This window comes from Humibacter sp. (genome assembly GCF_051954055.1).
Classification (GTDB): domain Bacteria; phylum Actinomycetota; class Actinomycetes; order Actinomycetales; family Microbacteriaceae; genus Humibacter.
The window spans coordinates 41121-59155 of sequence record NZ_JBQCIE010000098.1 but is presented as its reverse complement, the minus strand read 5'-3'; the positions used below and the strand labels follow the sequence as shown (position 1 = coordinate 59155).

The 18035-nt window shown below is 67.6% G+C and carries 15 protein-coding genes; 3 read left to right on the top strand and 12 right to left on the bottom strand.

Annotated features, from left to right (window positions below; all coding sequences use genetic code 11):
* Positions 1-210: 210 nt before the first annotated feature.
* The 9 genes from ACTHNC_RS11880 to ACTHNC_RS11840 all read right to left on the bottom strand — a co-directional run bounded on the left by ACTHNC_RS11880 (position 211) and on the right by ACTHNC_RS11840 (position 11590).
* Positions 211-2586, bottom strand: coding sequence for a ComEC/Rec2 family competence protein (locus ACTHNC_RS11880; protein ID WP_440294814.1), 2376 nt, complete (start codon positions 2584-2586; stop codon positions 211-213).
* A gap of 16 nt (positions 2587-2602) precedes the next feature.
* On the bottom strand, positions 2603-3274 hold the full coding sequence (locus ACTHNC_RS11875; RefSeq protein WP_440294813.1) for a helix-hairpin-helix domain-containing protein: 672 nt from the start codon (positions 3272-3274) through the stop codon (positions 2603-2605).
* A gap of 123 nt (positions 3275-3397) precedes the next feature.
* Positions 3398-5971 carry a leucine--tRNA ligase gene (gene leuS, locus ACTHNC_RS11870; RefSeq protein WP_440294812.1) on the bottom strand — a complete coding sequence of 858 codons (2574 nt, stop codon included), beginning with the start codon at positions 5969-5971 and terminating at the stop codon, positions 3398-3400.
* Positions 5972-6054: 83 nt separating this feature from the next.
* Complete coding sequence (locus ACTHNC_RS11865; protein WP_440294811.1) at positions 6055-7524, bottom strand: anthranilate synthase component I family protein; 1470 nt, start codon at positions 7522-7524, stop codon at positions 6055-6057.
* 11 nt (positions 7525-7535) lie between these two features.
* Positions 7536-8465, bottom strand: coding sequence for an ABC transporter substrate-binding protein (locus tag ACTHNC_RS11860; RefSeq protein ID WP_440294810.1), 930 nt, complete (start codon positions 8463-8465; stop codon positions 7536-7538).
* Positions 8466-8508: 43 nt separating this feature from the next.
* The gene (locus tag ACTHNC_RS11855) at positions 8509-9243 is read right to left on the bottom strand and encodes an ABC transporter permease (RefSeq protein WP_440294809.1); all 735 of its coding nucleotides are present in this window, start codon (positions 9241-9243) and stop codon (positions 8509-8511) included.
* Positions 9240-9932: an ABC transporter permease gene (locus ACTHNC_RS11850; RefSeq protein WP_440294808.1), complete on the bottom strand. Its 693-nt coding sequence runs from the start codon at positions 9930-9932 to the stop codon at positions 9240-9242. Before ACTHNC_RS11850 ends, ACTHNC_RS11855 begins: the two co-directional genes overlap by 4 nt.
* On the bottom strand, positions 9929-10834 hold the full coding sequence (locus ACTHNC_RS11845; protein ID WP_440294807.1) for an ABC transporter ATP-binding protein: 906 nt from the start codon (positions 10832-10834) through the stop codon (positions 9929-9931). Before ACTHNC_RS11845 ends, ACTHNC_RS11850 begins: the two co-directional genes overlap by 4 nt.
* A gap of 108 nt (positions 10835-10942) precedes the next feature.
* A complete protein-coding gene (locus ACTHNC_RS11840; RefSeq protein WP_440294806.1) occupies positions 10943-11590 on the bottom strand; it encodes a TetR/AcrR family transcriptional regulator in 648 nt (215 codons plus the stop codon).
* Between the two features lie 146 nt (positions 11591-11736).
* Here ACTHNC_RS11840 and ACTHNC_RS11835 point away from each other — a divergent pair, with 146 nt between their 5' ends.
* From ACTHNC_RS11835 to ACTHNC_RS11825, 3 genes are read left to right on the top strand one after another with little or no spacing between them, the layout of a single operon-like run.
* Positions 11737-12789 (top strand): App1 family protein, encoded by a 1053-nt coding sequence (locus ACTHNC_RS11835; RefSeq protein ID WP_440294805.1) that lies wholly within the window; start codon positions 11737-11739, stop codon positions 12787-12789.
* A gap of 39 nt (positions 12790-12828) precedes the next feature.
* Positions 12829-13989 carry a winged helix DNA-binding domain-containing protein gene (locus ACTHNC_RS11830; RefSeq protein WP_440294804.1) on the top strand — a complete coding sequence of 387 codons (1161 nt, stop codon included), beginning with the start codon at positions 12829-12831 and terminating at the stop codon, positions 13987-13989.
* A gap of 9 nt (positions 13990-13998) precedes the next feature.
* Positions 13999-14691 (top strand): TMEM175 family protein, encoded by a 693-nt coding sequence (locus tag ACTHNC_RS11825; protein ID WP_440294803.1) that lies wholly within the window; start codon positions 13999-14001, stop codon positions 14689-14691.
* Positions 14692-14694: 3 nt separating this feature from the next.
* Here ACTHNC_RS11825 and ACTHNC_RS11820 read toward each other — a convergent pair whose 3' ends face one another.
* From ACTHNC_RS11820 to ACTHNC_RS11810, 3 genes are read right to left on the bottom strand one after another with little or no spacing between them, the layout of a single operon-like run.
* Positions 14695-15678, bottom strand: coding sequence for a carbohydrate ABC transporter permease (locus tag ACTHNC_RS11820; RefSeq protein ID WP_440294802.1), 984 nt, complete (start codon positions 15676-15678; stop codon positions 14695-14697).
* On the bottom strand, positions 15675-16628 hold the full coding sequence (locus ACTHNC_RS11815; protein ID WP_440294801.1) for a carbohydrate ABC transporter permease: 954 nt from the start codon (positions 16626-16628) through the stop codon (positions 15675-15677). Before ACTHNC_RS11815 ends, ACTHNC_RS11820 begins: the two co-directional genes overlap by 4 nt.
* A gap of 9 nt (positions 16629-16637) precedes the next feature.
* Positions 16638-18020, bottom strand: coding sequence for an extracellular solute-binding protein (locus ACTHNC_RS11810; protein ID WP_440294800.1), 1383 nt, complete (start codon positions 18018-18020; stop codon positions 16638-16640).
* Positions 18021-18035 lie beyond the last annotated feature (15 nt).

The window sequence follows — 18035 nt, the reverse complement described above, 5'->3', positions numbered from 1 at the left end:
TTGCGGGACGACGGTCTTCGCACTCGAGGTGCGTCCGGAGGATGCCCGGGTCGGGCCGCCACGGGCCGACGACGAGCGAGCAGAAGAAGAGCGCGACCCCGTCGATCGGGAACCCGCTCCCCCTGCTCTCGCCGCCACTGTTCCGTCTCCGTTCGCCCGTGTGCTCAGGTCTGCTCAAGCCTATTCGCCGCGACCGACACGGCTCGCATGTCATCCCGGTCGAGCGAGTTCCGCCGGCGTCGCGTGCCGCGCGGTCCAGGTGCGCAGGCTCCCGGCGCCGTCGGAGGAGACCATGAGCATCCCTTCGACGTCGGTGCGCATCACCACGGTGCCCGAACGCTTCAGGATGCCCAGCGCCGTCGCCGTTGGGTGGCCGTAGTCGTTCCCGGTGCCGCACGAGATGAGCGCGACCGCCGCCCGGATGTGCTGATACAGAGGCTCCGCCTGGTCACGGGAACCGTGGTGCGCGACCTTCACGACGTCGACGGGAGGGACGCGTCCCGTCTCGAGCAGGGCATCCTGCGCGCGCTCGTCGAGGTCGCCGAGGAACAGGGAGCGCATGCCGTCCCCACTGAACAGCACGGTGACGCTCTGCTCGTTGCCCGGCTCCATGCCGTGCGGTTCCGCGTCCGGCCAGAGCACCCGCCACGACACGTCGCCCAGCCGTCCGGCGTCGCCGGTTCGCGCAACGTGCACGCTCGCGCCGCCACGCTTCAGCTGTTCGGCCATCCGTCGGCCGCGTTCGTCTACCAGCGGGCCGACCATGGCGACGCTCACCTTGCCGATGACCGCCTGAGTACCGCCGACGTGATCGAGGTCGTAGTGCGTGAGCACGAGCAGGTCGATTCGAGCGATGCCGAGATCGTTCAGGCAGCCGGTTAGTCTGGCCGGGTCGGGCCCGGTGTCGACCAGAGCGTGAGCACCGCTGCTGCTGAGAAGCACCGCATCCCCCTGACCGATATCGCAGGCCGTGATCGACCATGCTGTGGGCCGATCGACGGCCTGGGCGAGGCGCGCGCCCGCGACTCCGGCGAATGAGCAGATCGTGATGGCGGTCGCCGCACCGAGCGCTGCAATCCGCGCGGTCCGCGCGATCCTGCGCACCGGCCGCGCGACGACCAGCACAATCGCAATGGTGAGCACCGTCATGAGCGCGACGCCGAGCGCGCCTTCCGCCCAGCCGAGCCCGCTGGAGGGGAGCGCCGAGCTCACCCTCGCCACGGCGGCGATCCAGGCCGAAGGGACCCAGGCCACGTGCGCCAGCAAGGCGCCCGCCGGCGCCCAGATCGGGATGACGATGCAGGATGCCAGCCCGAGAACCGTTGCGATGGGCGCGGCCGGCTCCGCGACGAGATTGGCGAGCACGCCGTACAGCGGCACCGTCGGGTTCAGCATGAGCAGCACGGGCTGGCACACGAGCTGCGCCGCGGTCGGCACGGCGAGCAGCGTCGCCAGGCGTGAGGGCATCCATCGTGCCAGTCGCTCCGAGAGTGGCGGTGCGAGCAGCAGGAGCGCGCCGGTGGCCAGAACGGAGAGTGCGAATCCGTAGCTGACCGCCAGCCATGGGTCGATGGCGAGTAACGAGACGACGGCGAGCGAGAGCGCGGGAACGGCACGCCCTGGTCTGCCGGCCCAGCCGCCGAAGACGATCACGGCAGCCATGACCGCTGCGCGAAGCACGCTGGGCTGCGGCGTCACGAGCACGACGAAGCCGGCCAGGGCGGTGAGCGAAGCGACGGTCCTTGCGCCCCTGCCGAGCCCGAGCGCTGCCGCCGCGGCGCCGACAAGGGAGACGACCACCGCGCAGTTCGCTCCTGAAACGGCGGTCAGGTGTGTGAGGCTCGCCTGTTTCATGTCGTCGGAGAGGGACGAGGGAAGCTCGTGCACATCGCCGATCGCGAGCCCCGGCAGCAGCGCTCCCCCGTCGCCTGGCAGGTCGCGTGCCTGCTTCGAGAAGGCCGCTCGTATGGTGTCGGCCGCCGCGAGCACCTCGGGAGGCGGTGCCTGAGCTCGCGGCCGGGCGGACGCGTAGACGAGTGCCGCCGTCTCGGAGGATGTCGGCAGCACTTTCATCGTGCCGGTCACCGTGACGGTCTCGCCGATGCGCACCGCGGTGCCCGCCGGTGCGAACACGAGCACGGGCATCCGTGCGCTGTAGGACTGAGCTCCGGCGCTCATGCGGACCGCGGTCGCCGAGAACCGCACGCCCGACGCACCCGGGCCGGCCGATGCGCCGCCGGCCGTCGATGCCTGCGCGACGGAAGCGACCTCGAGTCGGAAGGCGACGGTGTGGTGCTCCAGCCGGGACGCGGCGCCCGGATGTCTGGCGGGCATCGCCGCCGCTGCGGCGGTCGCCACCAGCGCCGCAGCTGCTGCACAGACGCAGACGGCGGCCGCGACGGCGGATGCCCTGCCGTGTGCGCGCCCGGAAGCGGGCGACATCCCGGTCACTACAGCCGTCCCGGCCGCGGCCACCGCGACAGCCCACAGCACGAGCGCGAACCACCAGCCGTTCGGCAGCGCTATCGCGATGCCGCCGCCCACCCACGCGACGACGGCCGGGACGGCGAGTCGGAGGTCGATCATCCTCTGACCCCGTCCATCAGACGGTCACCAGGTCTTTCAGCCCGTCGAACGTCTTCTGTCCGATCCCGCTGACGTTCATCAGGTCGTCGATCGAGGTGAAGCGACCGTTCTGCGTGCGCCAGGCCACGATCTTCGCGGCCATCGCCGGCCCCACCCGAGGCAGCGACTCCAGTTGTTCCTCGGTCGCCGTGTTCAGGTTGACCTTGCCACCGGGCGCCGCCCCCGCAGACGCACCGCCTGGTGCAACGCCGCCCGAAGGAGCCTGAACCGGGTCGCCGACGTGCGGAACCATGAGCTGCTCTCCGTCGGCGAGCGGGCGGGCCAGGTTCACTCCGGCCTGTTCCGCGTCCGCCGTCATCCCGCCCGCCGCGCCGACCGCATCGACCACGCGGGATCCCCCGGGCAGCGTGTAGAGCCCCGGCCGCGCCACGGCGCCGAGCACGTGCACATACAACATGGCTGCCGCCGTCGGTGTCCGGGTGCCCGTTCCGGAGTCGGCCGCCGTCACGCTCACCGCCGGGACGCGCCCCGAGTCCCCGCGCGGAGAGAGCATCCCCACCAGCACGGCCGTCGCGAACGCGGCGATCAGCAGCACCGCGGCGGCGCCGACACCGACCCGCACCTTGACGGACCGCGGCGCGGCACGCGAACGCGGCGCGAGCTGGTCGAAGGGGTCGTCGGCATCCACTCCCGCGACGTTATGACGCCGCGGCGGCCCTCCGCGGGGCGATCAGCGGAGAAGGGGATGACCCCATCATCGGTTCGCTTGTGGACGACGACTGCCGCCCGGTCGACCGACTACCGACGGGTGCTAGCGCTTCGTGGCGATGTTGACGACGCGCGGCGGGCGCGCGATGACCGCTGCCACCTCCCGGTCGCCCAGCGCGCGCTGCACGGCCTCGGATGCCCGTGCCAGCGCCTCCAGCTCCTCTGCACCGATACGCGGTGCCACCTCGAGCCGGTCCCTCACCTTGCCGTCCACCTGAACGACCGCCGTGACGGACTCCTCCACAAGCAGGCTGGGATCGGCCTTCCGCCACGTCTGCGCCGCGACGGTCGGCTCGTACCCGAGTGTCGCCCACATGTCCTCTGCGGTGTACGGCGCGAAGAGGTTCAGGGTGAGCGCGACGGTCTCGGCGGCCTCGCGCACCGCGGCATCCTTCGGACCCGGTCCAGAATCGATCGCCTTGCGCGTCGCGTTCACGAGCTCCATGAGCCGCGCGACCACCACATTGAACTTGAACGACTCGGTGAGCGTCGGCGCGTCGGCCAGGAACCGGTGCGTGATGCGCCGCAGCGCGACGTCGCCCGTGCGCCAGTCGACCTCGGGAGCACTGTCGACGTCGCGGGCGAGACGCCAGGCGCGCGCGAGGAACTTGGCGCTGCCGGCGGCAGAGACGTCCGCCCAGTCGATGTCGTCCTCCGGAGGACCCGCGAAGGCGAGCGTGACCCGCAGGGCGTCCGCACCGTGCTGACGCAGCTCGTCGGCGAATTCGACGAGGTTGCCCTTCGACTTGCTCATCGCCGCGCCGTCGAGGATGACCTGACCCTGGTTGAGTAGCGAGGTGAACGGCTCCGTGAACGACACGTAGCCGAGGTCGAACAGAACCTTCGTCATGAAGCGCGAGTACAGCAGGTGCAGAATGGCGTGCTCGACCCCGCCCACGTACTGGTCGACCGGCGCCCACTTCTCCACCTCGGCGGGATCGAACGCCTGGGTGTCGTCGTTCGCAGACAGGTAGCGCAAGTAGTACCACGAGCTGTCGACGAAGGTGTCCATGGTGTCGCTGTCGCGGGTGGCGGTGCCCCCGCACTTCGGGCACGCCACTGTCGACCATTCGGTCGCGGCGCCGAGCGGACTGGTGCCCTTCGGCTTGAGATCCAGACCCTCGGCGTCGGGCAGCAGCACCGGCAGCTCATCCTCCGGAACCGGCACCTCGCCGCATTCCGGGCAATGGATGATCGGAATCGGCGTGCCCCAGTACCGCTGACGCGAGATGAGCCAGTCGCGCAGCCTGAAGTTGCGTGACGCGTGCCCGATCGACGCGGCATCCAGCGCCTCGGTGACGCGGTGGATCGCGTTGTTCTTGCTCAGCCCGTTGAACGGGCCAGAGTTGATCAGCCGGCCGTCTCCGGTCAGAGCGACTCCTGTCGACGCGGGATCGAGCGGCGGCAGGTCTTCCGGCAGCAGCGCCTCGCCCGTCTCCGGGTCGGTGGGGATGACGGGGATGGCGCCGGTCACCGGTGCGTTCGTGTCGACGACGACTCGCACGGGCAGCCCGAACTCGCGTGCGAAGTCCAGGTCGCGCTGATCGTGAGCGGGAACGGCCATGATCGCGCCATGACCGTACTCCGCCAGCACGTAGTCCGCAGCCCAGATCGGGATGCGCTCACCGCTCAGCGGATTCGTCGCATACCGCTCGAGGAATACGCCCGTCTTGGCGCGGTCCGTGCTCAGTCGGTCGATGTCGGTGATCGACTGCGTCTCGCGCAGATACTCCTCGAAGCGCTCGCGGACCTCGGACGAGGCGTCCTGCACCAGCTCTGCCGCCAGATCCGACTCCGGCGCCACGACCATGAACGTCACGCCGTAGAGCGTGTCGGGCCGGGTGGTGTAGACGGTGACGGGCTCGTCGCGACCCTCGATCTTGAAGTTCACGTCGGCGCCGATGGACCGGCCGATCCAGTTGCGCTGCATCGTCAGAACGCGAGGAGGCCACGCGCCCTCGAGCTGGTTGAGATCGTCGAGCAGCCGGTCCGCGTAGTCGGTGACCCGGAAGTACCACTGCGTCAGCTTCTTCTTCTCGACCAGGAACCCGCAGCGCTCGCAGTGCCCGTCGATGACCTGCTCGTTCGCGAGCACGGTCTGATCGTTGGGGCACCAGTTGACCGAGCCGTCCTTGCGGTACGCCAGCCCCTCTTCGTACAGCTTGAGGAACAGCCACTGATTCCACTTGTAGTACTCGGGGTCGCTCGTGTGCAGCTCGCGGCTCCAGTCGAATGACGGCGCGTACAGGCGGAAGCTGCGCTTCTGCTGAGCGATGTTGTCGTACGTCCAGCCGCGCGGGTCGATGCCACGCTTGATCGCCGCGTTCTCGGCGGGCAGTCCGAACGAATCCCAGCCGATCGGGTGCAGCACGTTGAAGCCCTGCTGCCGCCAGTACCGCGCAACGATGTCGCCGAAGGCGAACGCCTCCGCGTGACCCATGTGCAGGTCGCCGGAGGGGTACGGGAACATGTCGAGCACGTACTTGCGCGGGCGGTTGTCACCGGCGACATCCGTGCGGAACGGACGCAGCTCCTCCCACACCGGCAGCCACTTCGCCTGGATGGCGGCGAAGTCGTACCGGTTCTCGGGCGCCTCTCGCTCGTCGTGTTGTGACACGTCGCTCTCAATCTCTGTGCGGGGAAGGGTGTGCGGACCCCGGCGTCCGCACGGAAAAAGGGGGCTTGGAAAAGATTACCCGTTCAGGGGTGGCCGAGCGCTTTCAGCAGCGCTGCCGCCTTCAGCCGCGCCTCGGCCAGTTCGTTCTCGGGCACCGAGAGGGCGGTGATGCCTCCACCCGTGCCGATCGAGGCCGATCCCCCTGCCATGACGATCGTGCGGATGACCATGGCGAGTTCGGCCGATCCGTCCAGCCCGAGGCGGCCGAGGCATCCGCTGTACACGCCGCGGGGTCCGCGTTCGAGCCTGTGAAGGATGCCCATCGCACTGAGCTTCGGCGCACCGGTCATCGAGCCGGCGGGAAAGCAGGCCTGCAGCGCGTCGAGCGTGTCCGCTCCCTGGGCAAGTTCGGCTCGTACCGTGCTGACGAGTTGGTGCACGTGCGTGTGGGTCTCCACCTCGAGGAGCCCGGGCACCGATACGCCGCCGGTGCGCGCCACGCGGCCGAGATCGTTCCGCATGAGGTCGACGATCATCAGGTTCTCGGCGCGCTCCTTGGGATCCGCGCCGAGCTCGAGCTTCAAAGCGGCATCCTCGTCGGGCGATGCACCACGGCGCCTCGTGCCCTTGACCGGTCGGGTCACCGCGACCCCTTCGTACACCTGAAGGAACAGTTCGGGCGACGCACTGAGCACGAACACGTCGTCGACGCGGATCAACGCGCCGTGCACTGCGCGGGAGATGCGCCGAAGCCGCTTGTACACCGCCAACGGGTCGGCGGCCGTGGATACCTGCACCTCGTTGGTGAGACACAGCTGGTACGCGTCGCCGGCGCGAATCGAAGCCTGGCACTCCGCGATCATGCCGAGATAGTCGTGCCCGCTGTGCCGCCACGACGGTTCCGAGGACCGTGGAATCTCGGGAAGCTCCGCGGACGACCGACGCGCGTGGGTGGGAGGGGCATCGGCACCTGCACCGTCACCCGCCCCAGCCGACTCGGCCAACGAGCGGAGACGCTCCGCCATCTCCGTGGCCCAGGCGCGCCCGTCGGCATCGTCGAAGAACCACAGAACAGCGTGGCCCGTCTCGTGATCGATCTCGATCACGCGATCAGCCGCCAGCATCGCGGCATCGGGATACCGTGAGAGCGCCGCGGGCACGCCGAGCTTCCGCGCACCGTATTCGTACCCCAGCCAGCCGATCCAGCCCAGCGGGCAACCGCGCGACCCGTCGGGCCGATCACTCGCCACACGGTGCTCGTGCAACCAGGAGCGCAACGCGGCTCCGAACGTGCCGGCCACCGGCATCCGCTCGTCTCCGACGAGTCGTACGAGAGTCTCCCCTTCGAGGAGCCAGCTCGGCCGCGCGACCGAAGCAGCCCCGAGGTAGCTGGAGCCGGTATCAGCACGGATGCCCGCATCCAGCCAGAACGCGAGCCGCTCCCCTGCGAACACGGCCTCGAAGACCAGTTCGGCGTCGAGAAGAACGGGGAGCCGTTCCCAGCGCAGCGGCGCCTGCGCGCCCATCGCCGGGATCGGCTCCCCGTCATCCACGCGGCCCCGACCTACTTGAAGAGGTTCTTCGAGGCCAGCCACTCCTTCGCGATCTGCGCCGCGGACTCCTTGGCAGAGCCGGAGCTCTTGTCATTCATCGTCACCAGATCGTCGGTGGTCAGCGTCGCGGAGACCTTGTTCAACACGTTTTTCACCGTGTCGGTCACCTTGCTCTGGTTGATGATCGGCACCACGTTCTCGGCGATGATGATGTTCTTCGGATCCTTCAGCGTGACCAGGCTGTTGTCCTTGATCGCGGAACTGGTCGTGTAGATGTCGGCCAGCTGCACGGTTCCGTCCAGGAGCGCCTTGACCGTGAGGGGTCCGCCGCCATCACTGATCGGATCGAGCGTCGCCGTCACCCCGTACGCGGACTTCAACCCCTTGATGCCGTACGGGCGGTCTGCGAACTCAGGGTTCGCGCCGACGGTGAGCGGAACCGTGACCTTCTTCAGGTCGGAGAGGCTCGTCACCCCGTACTTCTGCGAGAACTCCTTCGTGACGTTGTACGAGTCCTTGTCCTCGGCCTTCGACTGGTCGAGCACCTCGAACCCCTTCGGCAGCGCGTCGCTCAGAGCCGCGTACACGTCGTCGCTGGACTGTGCGGTGCTCTTCGCGTTGTAGTACTGCAGAAGGCTTCCCGAATACTCGGGCACGAGGTCGATCGAACCGTCCTGCAGCGCCTTGAGGTACACCTCGCGCGCGCCGATGTTCGGCTTGATGCTCGCATCCACACCGTTGTCCTTCAATGCCTGGGTGTAGATCTGCGCGATGATCTCCGACTCGGGGAAGTTGGCCGAGCCGACGACGATGGCGCCGCCCGACGTCGACGCGGGCGTCGACGAGGAGTCGAGCGGGTTGCCCGACGAGCAGCCGGCAAGAGCGAGGGCACTCACCGCCGCGACGGCTGCGAGGGCGATAGCGCGTGTTCTCAGTGACATGGTGCTTTCGCTTTCTTCTGTTGGGCTGAACCGGGAAGGCGGATCAGCCTGCTGTGGTGGATTGCGAGGTCGTGGCGAGCCTCTTGGATGACCGCACGCGAACGTCGGACGCGCGTCCGACCACGACGCCGCGCGGCACGACCAGTCGCTGAACGACGACGAAGACGCCGTCGGCGATCAGGGCGAGCAGGATGACGAGCACGGATGCGCCGAGCATCTCAGCGTAGTTCTGCACGGCGTAGCCGTCGTAGATGAACCGCCCGAGACCGCCGAGCGGCAGGTAGGCGGCAACCGTCCAGGTCGCGATCACCTGAAGGCACGCCGAGCGCACACCACCGATAATGATCGGCATGGCCAGCGGCAACTCGACCTTGACCAGCACCTGCCACCCTGTCATGCCGATCGACTTCGCCGCGTCGATCGTCGCCCGGTCAACGGCATCCACTCCCGCGTAGGCGCCGGCGAGCAGCGGTGGCAGCGCGAGCAGGACCATCACGATGAGCGGTGGTCCGATTCCCAGCCCCAACCAAAGTGCGATCAACAGAAGCACGCCGAGCGTCGGCAGGGCGCGCAACGCGCCAGAGAGTTGCACGGCCACCGCTCGGCCCTTGCCCGTATGGCCCACCGCGACACCCACCGGCACAGCGATCGCCGCGGCGATCACGAGCGTGATCAGCGTATATACGACGTGTTCGCCGAGGCGCGCCGGGATGCCGCCGGGCCCGGCCCAGTTCGCGGGATCGACGAGCCACGCGAACGTCGAGTTCCACAGGCTCATGCCGCGCCCACCACTTCGAGTTCGGGGTCGACCCTTGTTGCGGCGCGCTGACGCCGGTTGCGACGCGTCCATGGCAGCAGGAGCCGGCCGAGCAGGGCGAGGATCAGGTCGAAGATCACGGCGATCACGATCGTGCCGACGATGCCGACGATGATCTCGAGCGGGAAGTTGCGCTGGAATCCGTCGAGGAACAGGTACCCGAGACTCGTGACTCCGATGACGGAGCCGACGCTGAGCAGGCTGATCGTGCTGACCGAGACCACCCGGATGCCCGAGAGCAGCACCGGCCCTGCCAGTGGCAGCTCCACCGACCAGAACCGCCGCCAGGTGGAGAACCCGACCGCGGTCGCCGAGAGCTTGACGTCGATGTCGACGGAGGCGAACGCATCCGATGCCGTGCGCACCATGATCGCGAGCGCGTACAGGCTGAGCGCGACGACGATGTTCAACGGATCGAGGATGCGCGTGCCCAGGATTCCCGGAAGCACGATGAAGAGCGGCAGCGAAGGAATCGCGTACAGGAGTCCGACGATGGCGAGCACGGTGCCGCGGCTCGCCCGGTAGCGGTTGGTGAGCCATCCGACCGGGATGGCCAGGACGAACCCGACCACGATCGGCACGGCGGAGAGGCTCGCATGAACCAGGGTCAGTTGCCAGATCTGACCCGCGTTCTCGATCAGCCAGCTCACGGCCGCTGATCACCCTGCGCCGAAGCACCCGAAGCGGCTGCGGCCGCTCCGGCCTCATCGATGACCCTGCTTTCTCCGCCGGATGCGGCATCCTGCACGAGCACGCCGGCGGGACGGCCGTCACCGTCGACGACGACCTCGCGCCCGGACTCCGATCTCAGGTGCAGCACGCGCTTGCCGCGGTCTGCACCGACGAATCGAGTCACGAAGTCGTCGGCCGGATCGGCGAGGATCTGCTCAGGCGTTCCCACCTGGGCCACGATGCCGCCCGGCTTGAAGATCACGATCTGGTCGCCCAGCAGGAGGGCCTCGTCGATGTCGTGCGTGACGAACACGACCGTCTTGTCGAGCTCGTGCTGCAGCCGCACGAGCTCGTGCTGCAACTCGGCGCGCACAAGCGGGTCGACGGCACCGAACGGCTCGTCCATCAGCAGGATGTTGGGATCGACCGCCAGCCCGCGAGCCACGCCGACGCGCTGTTGCTGACCGCCGGACAGCTGACTCGGATACCTGTCGGCGAGCGAGCGGTCGAGACCGACCGTGTCCATGAGTTCGAGCGCGCGAGCACGGGCATCCCTGCGGTTCACGCCCTTCAGAAGCGGCACGGTGGCGATGTTGTCCGCCACCTTGCGATGCGGAAGCAGGCCGGAATTCTGCATGACGTAGCCGATGCTGCGCCGCAATCCGACCGGTTCAAGTGTGGCGATGTCGTCGCCGTCGATCTCGATCGTGCCGCTCGTTGGGTCGACCATGCGGTTGATCATGCGCAGGATCGTGGTCTTGCCGCTCCCTGAGGAGCCGACGAGAACGGTGGTCTTGCGCGAGGGGATGACGAGACTGAAGTCCCGCACCGCGACGGTGCCGTCAGCGAACTGCTTGGTCACCGATCGGAATTCGATCACCGGACCACTATGTCGTACCCCACCGACATTCGCGCCGATGCTCAGGAAATACGCCGTAATCGGCCGCCGTTGTCCACGCCCTCAGACGCGCGGATGACACGAAACGGCTTACGAGTAGTACTTCTCCAGGTAGGCGATCGCGACGATGCCCGCCTCGGCGAGCACACGCTCGTCGCCCTTCGACTCGCGCAGATAGCTGCGCTCGATCAACGACTGCGCCATCTGGCAGGCGATGTCGAGCCGGAACACGAGCTCTTCGTTGTAGTCGAAGCCGTAGTTGGCGACGAGTATCCCGGCGAGCCGCTCGGCGAATTCGTGCAGGTGGTCCACGGCCACGGCGCTCTCATCGACGCCGCGTACCTCCTCGAACCGCATGATGCGGAAGCCGGGCTCGGTGCGGAACATGGCGGCGAAACGCTCGACGAGGAGTGCGATGGCCTCCCGCCAGGTGGCGGGCTGCTGTCGTTCGATCTCTTCCGAGACGGCGAGACGGTACCGTCGCACGGCACGGTCGCGCAACGCGACGAGCAGTGCGATCCGATCGGGGAAGTAGCGGTAGACCGTGCCGATGGATGCCCCGCTCAGCTCGGCCACCTGCGCCGTGGTCAGCCGGTCGAAGCCGACCTCGTCGACCACGGTCGCTGCCGCGTCGAGAAGGGCGTCGATCCGCGCCAGGCTCCGCTCCTGAGCCGGTTCGACACGCAGCGCTCCCGCGTTCACCGTCTCGTGCGTTCCGACGAGGATCTCCTCGATCATCTTCTGCCCGACTCCCTTCCTCCGTGCGCACGGGTGCGCCCGCGTGCTGCCGAATACGTCCGATGCGACGGTACCCGAATCTTCTTCAGGTTGACAGGGTTCCCGCCCCTTCTCCTCGAGGTCGCGGCCCGTGAAAGACTGTACCGATGGCCCGACGTCCCCTCTCCGTGACGAGGATGCACCGCGCCGCTCGGATCGAGGACGCCTTCCACGGGTTTCGCGCTCGACGGGCGCTGAAGCGCGGCTACCTGCCGACCGTCCTGTCGTACACGGGGTACGGAACCACCGAGTGGATCCGAGTGCTCGGCCGGGTCGTGCTCGCGAAGGATCCGCGGCCGGGGTCGCGCGCCGAGCGCAAGAACCGCAAACGCGAGGAGAGCGTTCGGGGCTGGCGCAGCTTCGTCAGCGTGCCGTACAGCGAGGTCGACGTCGTCGTCGAGGTGGACGGCACCAGTCACGCGGTGCGACCCGACCGCGGCGGGGTCATCGACGAGGTGATAGCGGTGCAGCTGGAGCCGGGTACGCACACGGTCACGCTGCGTGCGGGCACCAGCGACCACGCCGCGACGTCGCCCGTCCTGGTGGCGGCTGACCAGGCATCCTTCGGCCTGATCTCCGATGTCGACGACACCGTCATGGTGACAGCACTCCCCCGGCCGCTGCTGGCGGCGTGGAACACGTTCGTGCTCGATGAGCACGCGCGGGTGCCGACGCCCGGCATGGCGGTACTGCTGGAGCGGCTCGCCGCGACCCATCCGAACGCGCCGGTGCTCTACCTCTCGACCGGGGCCTGGAATGTGGCACCCGCGGTGACCCGATTCCTCTCGCGCAATCTCTTCCCGGCAGGTGCGCTGCTGCTGACCGACTGGGGGCCCACGCACGACCGATGGTTCCGCAGCGGCCGCGAGCACAAGGAGCAGAGCCTGCAGCGACTCGTTCGCGAGTTCCCGACCGTCAAGTGGCTGCTCGTCGGCGACGACGGCCAGCACGACGAGGCGATCTACGCCCAGTTCGCGAAGGAACACCCCGACAATGTCGCCGCGGTGGCGATCCGGCAGCTCTCCAACGCGGAATCCGTGCTCGCCGGCGGCCGATCGACGGCCGAGAAGCACGCACAGACGAGCGGAGTCCCCTGGGTGTACGGTGCGGACGGCGCCGAGCTGCTGGCCCAGCTGAAGGAACTCGGCATCCAGGTCTGACCCGTCCGGGATGTCGCAGGTTCCTGCCATCATGAGCGGATGACCGCCTCCCCTCAACAAGCATGGTTGCGTGCCGAGCGCCTCCGTTCCCAACACCTGGACGGCCGCTCAGCGACTCCGCTGGAGGTCGTTCGTGCGCTCGGCGCCGTTCAGGCGCAGAACGGGTCGGCCGCCCGCTGGGCGATCGGTGTGCGCTCTCCGGGAAGCGTTCAGGCCGACATCGAGCGACTCTTCGAGTCAGGAGACCTGGTGCGCTCCTGGACCATGCGGGGCACATTGCACATCGTCGCCGCAGACGACCTGGACTGGATGCTCGCACTCACGTCGTCGAGGCAACGCGCCGCTGTCGCGCGCGAGGCGAGGTTGCGCGGCATGGCCGAGGATGAGCTCCAGCGAGCGTCCGAGCTGATCGCCGAGGACGTGGAGCGGAACGGGCCACGCACCAGGGCAGAAGCGTTGAGCACGCTCGAGCGCGCGGGGATCGCCATCGGCGACGAGCGCGGGTACCGATTCATCAGGGACGCCGCTCTGCGCGGACGCGTGGCGTGGGGACCGATGCGCGGCAAACAACCGCAACTCGTGCTCGTGCGGCCCGCCGGCCAGCACGATCGCGACGAGCTGCTGGCGAGGTATCTGGTGCGATACGTCGCCGGACACGCGCCCGCTACCGTGCGCGATTTCGCCTGGTGGTCCGGCCTCACGCTCACCGATGCTCGACGAGCGCGCGACGCTGCGGGCTCGGCGATCGAGACGGTCGGCGAGGAGGAATGGCTGATCGAACCGGGGCGCACACCGGGCGATGCTGCGGCATCGGCACCCTCTCCGGTGCTCGCGGCTGCGCCGCTCAACAGCTTCCCTCGGCTCGGCAAAGCGAGCAAGCTCGCTTTGCGCTCGCCTCAGTCAGCTGTGCAGGCGATACCGGGATGGGACGAGTACGTGCTCGGCTACGGCGACCGCAGCCCGGTGCTCGACCCGGAGTTCGCGCCGCGGGTCTCTGCGACGGGCAACGGCGTCTTCCTTCCGACGATCGTCTCGGCCGGACGCATCGTCGGGACGTGGCGGCAGGGTACCAAGGGATCGCACCTGGTCGCGGAGGCCCGGCCGTTCACCCGGCTGACCGCCGCGGAGAAACGCGGATTCGACACGTCAGCGGCTCGGCTCGCCCGGTTCCTCGGGCTCGACGGAGTATCAGCGGGATAACTTGGGCGTATGCCCGACGACGCGATGAAGGACTCGACTGTCGACGACGACATGCCGAAGAGTCTGTCGTCCCGGCGCCTCGAGGCCTACTCCGACGGCGTCTTCGCGATCGCGGCGACGCTTCTGGTGCTCAACCTGAGCGTGGACTCGTTCCACCTGAAGAACCCGTCGTCCGCTCAGGTATGGAATGCGCTGGGCGACAGTCTGCCCAACCTGATCAGTTTCGTCGTCAGCTTCCTGATCCTCGGCGTTCTCTGGGGCATCCACGTGCGCCAATTCGAGTTCGTGGAGCGGGTCGACCAGGTCGTGCTCACGCTCAACACGTTCCGCCTGCTCGGCGTGGTGCTCGTGCCGTTCACGACCACGCTCACAGACGAGTTCAGCAACACGGTCCCGGGCCGGTTCCTCCTGCCGCTCAACTTCTTCTATGTCGTCACCATCGGGCTCTGGCAGTGGTGGTACGCCTCATCGCCGACGCGGGACCTCGCCCCGCACCTCTCCGACCGCTATCGAGGCCTCTCGCGACGCAACGCCCTCGTCGCCGGGATCATGTCGGCGGTCGTCGCGGTCGCGTCGATCTGGATCGGCTCGTACGCCTTCCTGCTCTTCCTGCTGAACAACGTGGTCGACGTCGCGGACCGCCGCGAGGCGAAGAAGGAGCCGGGTCGCCGCACGCGGGCCGAGCGACGCGCCCGCGACTGACCGTCATCCCTTGACGGCTCCTCCCAGCCCGCCGCCGCGCAGGAACGTGCGCTGGAAGATCAGGAAGATCACCACGGGGATGAGCGTCGCGATCGTGAGCGCCGCCAGATACACGCCGAGGTCGGTCGACGACTGGATCTGCGGCAGCCGCACCGACAACGGCTGGATGCCGATGTCCTTCAACACAAGGTTCGGCCACAGGAAGTCCGCCCACGCCGCGTTGATCGCGAAGACCGAGACCACTCCGAGGATCGGCTTCGACATCGGCAGCACGATCGACCAGAACAACCGGAATGTGCCGGCACCGTCGGTCTTCGCCGCCTCGAAGACCTCCTTCGGAAGACTGTCGAAGAAGCGCATGACGAGCAGCACGTTGAACGCGCTCGCGCCCGCCGGCAACCACACCGCCCAGAACGTGTTGATGAGCGAGTGTCCGATGAGCGGCGGATGCAGCACGGTCAGATAAAGCGGAACGAGCAGCACAACGGCAGGCACGAACAGCGTCGCGAGCACGAGCCCGCTGATCAGCTTTCCGTACTTCGGACGCAGCACCGAGAGCGCGAAGCCGCCGGTCGTGGCCACCAGAAGCTGCACGGCCCACTCGCCGGCGGCCATCCAGATGGTGTTGAAGAAGAAGTCGCCGATCTGCACGTCGTTCCACGCTTTCGCGAGGTTGGACCAGTCGGCGCCGCCCGGGAACAGGGCGAGCGGATGCGCCAGAGTGTCCTGCGTCGGCGTGATGGCCGACTTGAGCAGCCAGAGCAGCGGCAGCAGCCCGACGACGACGAGGCACACGCCGAGCAGCACGTTCAGCACGGCGCCGATCGCGCGCACGTGCGGTCTTCTGCGGTCCGCCGCGGAGAGGACGCCCCGGTCGGCGGCCTCCTGCACGACCCGTCTGCGCTTCTGCGCGACCCGCTGGACCGGTTCAGACTCTGCAGGCTCGGCCTCCTGCACCGGGGCGTCCGCGTGAATGGTGGTGGTCAATTGTCGCTCCATCTCGCGGTGAGCCGGAAGTACACGATCGACAGGATCGCCAGGAAGGCGGCCAGCATCAGGCTCAGTGCCGTGGCCTGGCCGTAGGCACCGCCGAGAGACTGGGTGAACGCGTACTGGTAGATGAGCAGCAGGATGGTCGTCGTCGAGTTCACCGGGCCGCCGCCGGTGAACAGGAATGGCTGCAAGAACACCTGCGCGGTGGCGATGATCTGCAGGATCAGCGTGATGAAGAGGATGCCCCGCAGCTGCGGCAGCGTCACGTGCCAGATCTTGCCCCAGATGGATGCGCCGTCCACCTCTGCCGCGTCGTAAAGGTCCGGCGACACCGAGGTGAGCGCCGCCAGGTAGATGATGATGGTTCCGCCGGCGCCGGCCCACGTCGCCTCGAGCACGAGCGACGGCATCGCGGTGACGGCATCCTGAATCCACGGCTGCGGAGGGATGCCGACCCAGCCGAGGATCGTGTTGAACACACCGTTCGGGCTCGCGTCATAGAAGATCTTCCAGAGCAGAACGGACACCACGGGCGGGATCACCACCGGCAGGTACGCCAGCACGCTGTAGAAGCCCTTCATGTGCTTCACCTCGCTCATAAGTACTGCCGCGACGAGCGGGATCGGGTAACCGAACAGCAGCGCGAGCAGAGCGAAGAAGCCGGTGTTGCGCACGGCGATCCAGAACACCGGATCGTGGAAGACCGCGACGAAGTTGTCCCAGCCCACGAAGACGGGCGCGGTGACGAGGTTGGTCTTCTGGAAGCTCATGATCACGGCTTCGACGATCGGGGTCCAGGAGAAGACGCCGAAAATGATCAGGAGCGGGAGCAGGAACACGAGCGTTGTGAGCCCGCCGCGCTGCACCCACGTCACCGGATTGCGGCGACGCCGCGTGCGGGCGGCCCGAGCCACCCGCACCGGCGTTGAGGCATCGACACTCATGTCGGCTGTCTACTTGCTGTCGGCATCGACCAGCGCTTGCACCTTGGTGTCGACGCCTCTCAGCATGGTGTCGACGTCGGCGTTCTGGTCGGTCAGTACGGCCTGCACCACGGAGTCGAGCGCACCGTACAGGTCCTGGGAGTGCGACGGCGGTTCCGGCGAGATCTTCTGGTTGAAGATGTTGTCGTTGAACGGCTTCAGGTTCTCGACCGGGATGTTGTCGTACGGCTTGATCCACTCCTGGTTCTCTTGCCAGGTCGCCTTGTCGAACACCGGCAGGGTCGGCGCGTTGACCGCCTGATCGCCCTTGGCGAGCGTCTTCGCGTTGTTCACGGCCGCTGTCTTGTCCACGGTCGGCTGCGTTCGGTAGAAGTCGATCCACTTCACCGCTGCCGCGATCTGTTCCTGGCTGTCCTTCACATTGACGACGTCGACGTTGCCGCCGGAGAGGATGCCCGCGTTCGGGCTCGAAGAGAGCGGAAAGGTGGTCACCCCGTACTTCTTCTGGTCGAAGCCGTTGGCCTGCATGAGCGAGCCGATGACATCCGATCCGCTCATGTACATGGCCACCTGACCTGACGCGAACGCCTGGTTGATGCCGCTCCAGTCGAATAGGAAGTTGCTGCCCATCGAGTCGTCGTCCCAGCGCAGCTTTTTCAGCCAGGCCAGCGCCTGCTTGGTCTGCGGGTTGTCGGCGGTGACAGTGACCTTGCCGTCGGAACCGACCTTCTCCAGCTTCCCGCCGAGGGACTGGGTCAGGGTAGCCAGCTCCCAGCCGCCGGTGTTGTCCTTCGTCATCTGCATGTAGCCGGCGACGCCCGGCACCTTCTGGGAGATGATCTTCGCGTCCTGCTCGATCTCATCGACAGTTGTCGGTGGCTTGTCGGGATCGAGCCCGGCCTTGGTGAAGATGTCGCGGTTGTACGACAGCGCCATAGCATACGGTCCCCAGGGGATGCCGTACACCTTGCCGTCCTTGCCGGTCGCGACATCCAGCACGTTCTTGTTCCACTTGTCGGCTGTCGAGGTCTGCTTGAAGTACTTGGTGATGTCGGCAAGCTGACCGTTGTTCGCGAGCGTCTTCGAGTCCGTGAACGGCACATTGAAGACATCCGGCAGGGTTCCGCCGGCGAGCTCGGCCGCGAACGTCGTTCCCGTCCACTGGTACTCGATCGCCTTGACGCTGATGTTCGGGTACTTCTTCTCGAACTGCTGCACGCGGTCATGCAGAGCCTTCAGAGCGTCGGCCGTCGCGCCGGGCAGAACGGGGGCGACGACGAGGTTGACCTTGCCGTCGTCGCCTCCTCCGCTGCTCGACGAGCATCCGCTGAGGATGCCAACGCCGACCAGTGCTGCCGCGGCGAGCACCGCGAGCTTTCCTGGTGACTTCATTGTCGTGTCCTTTCG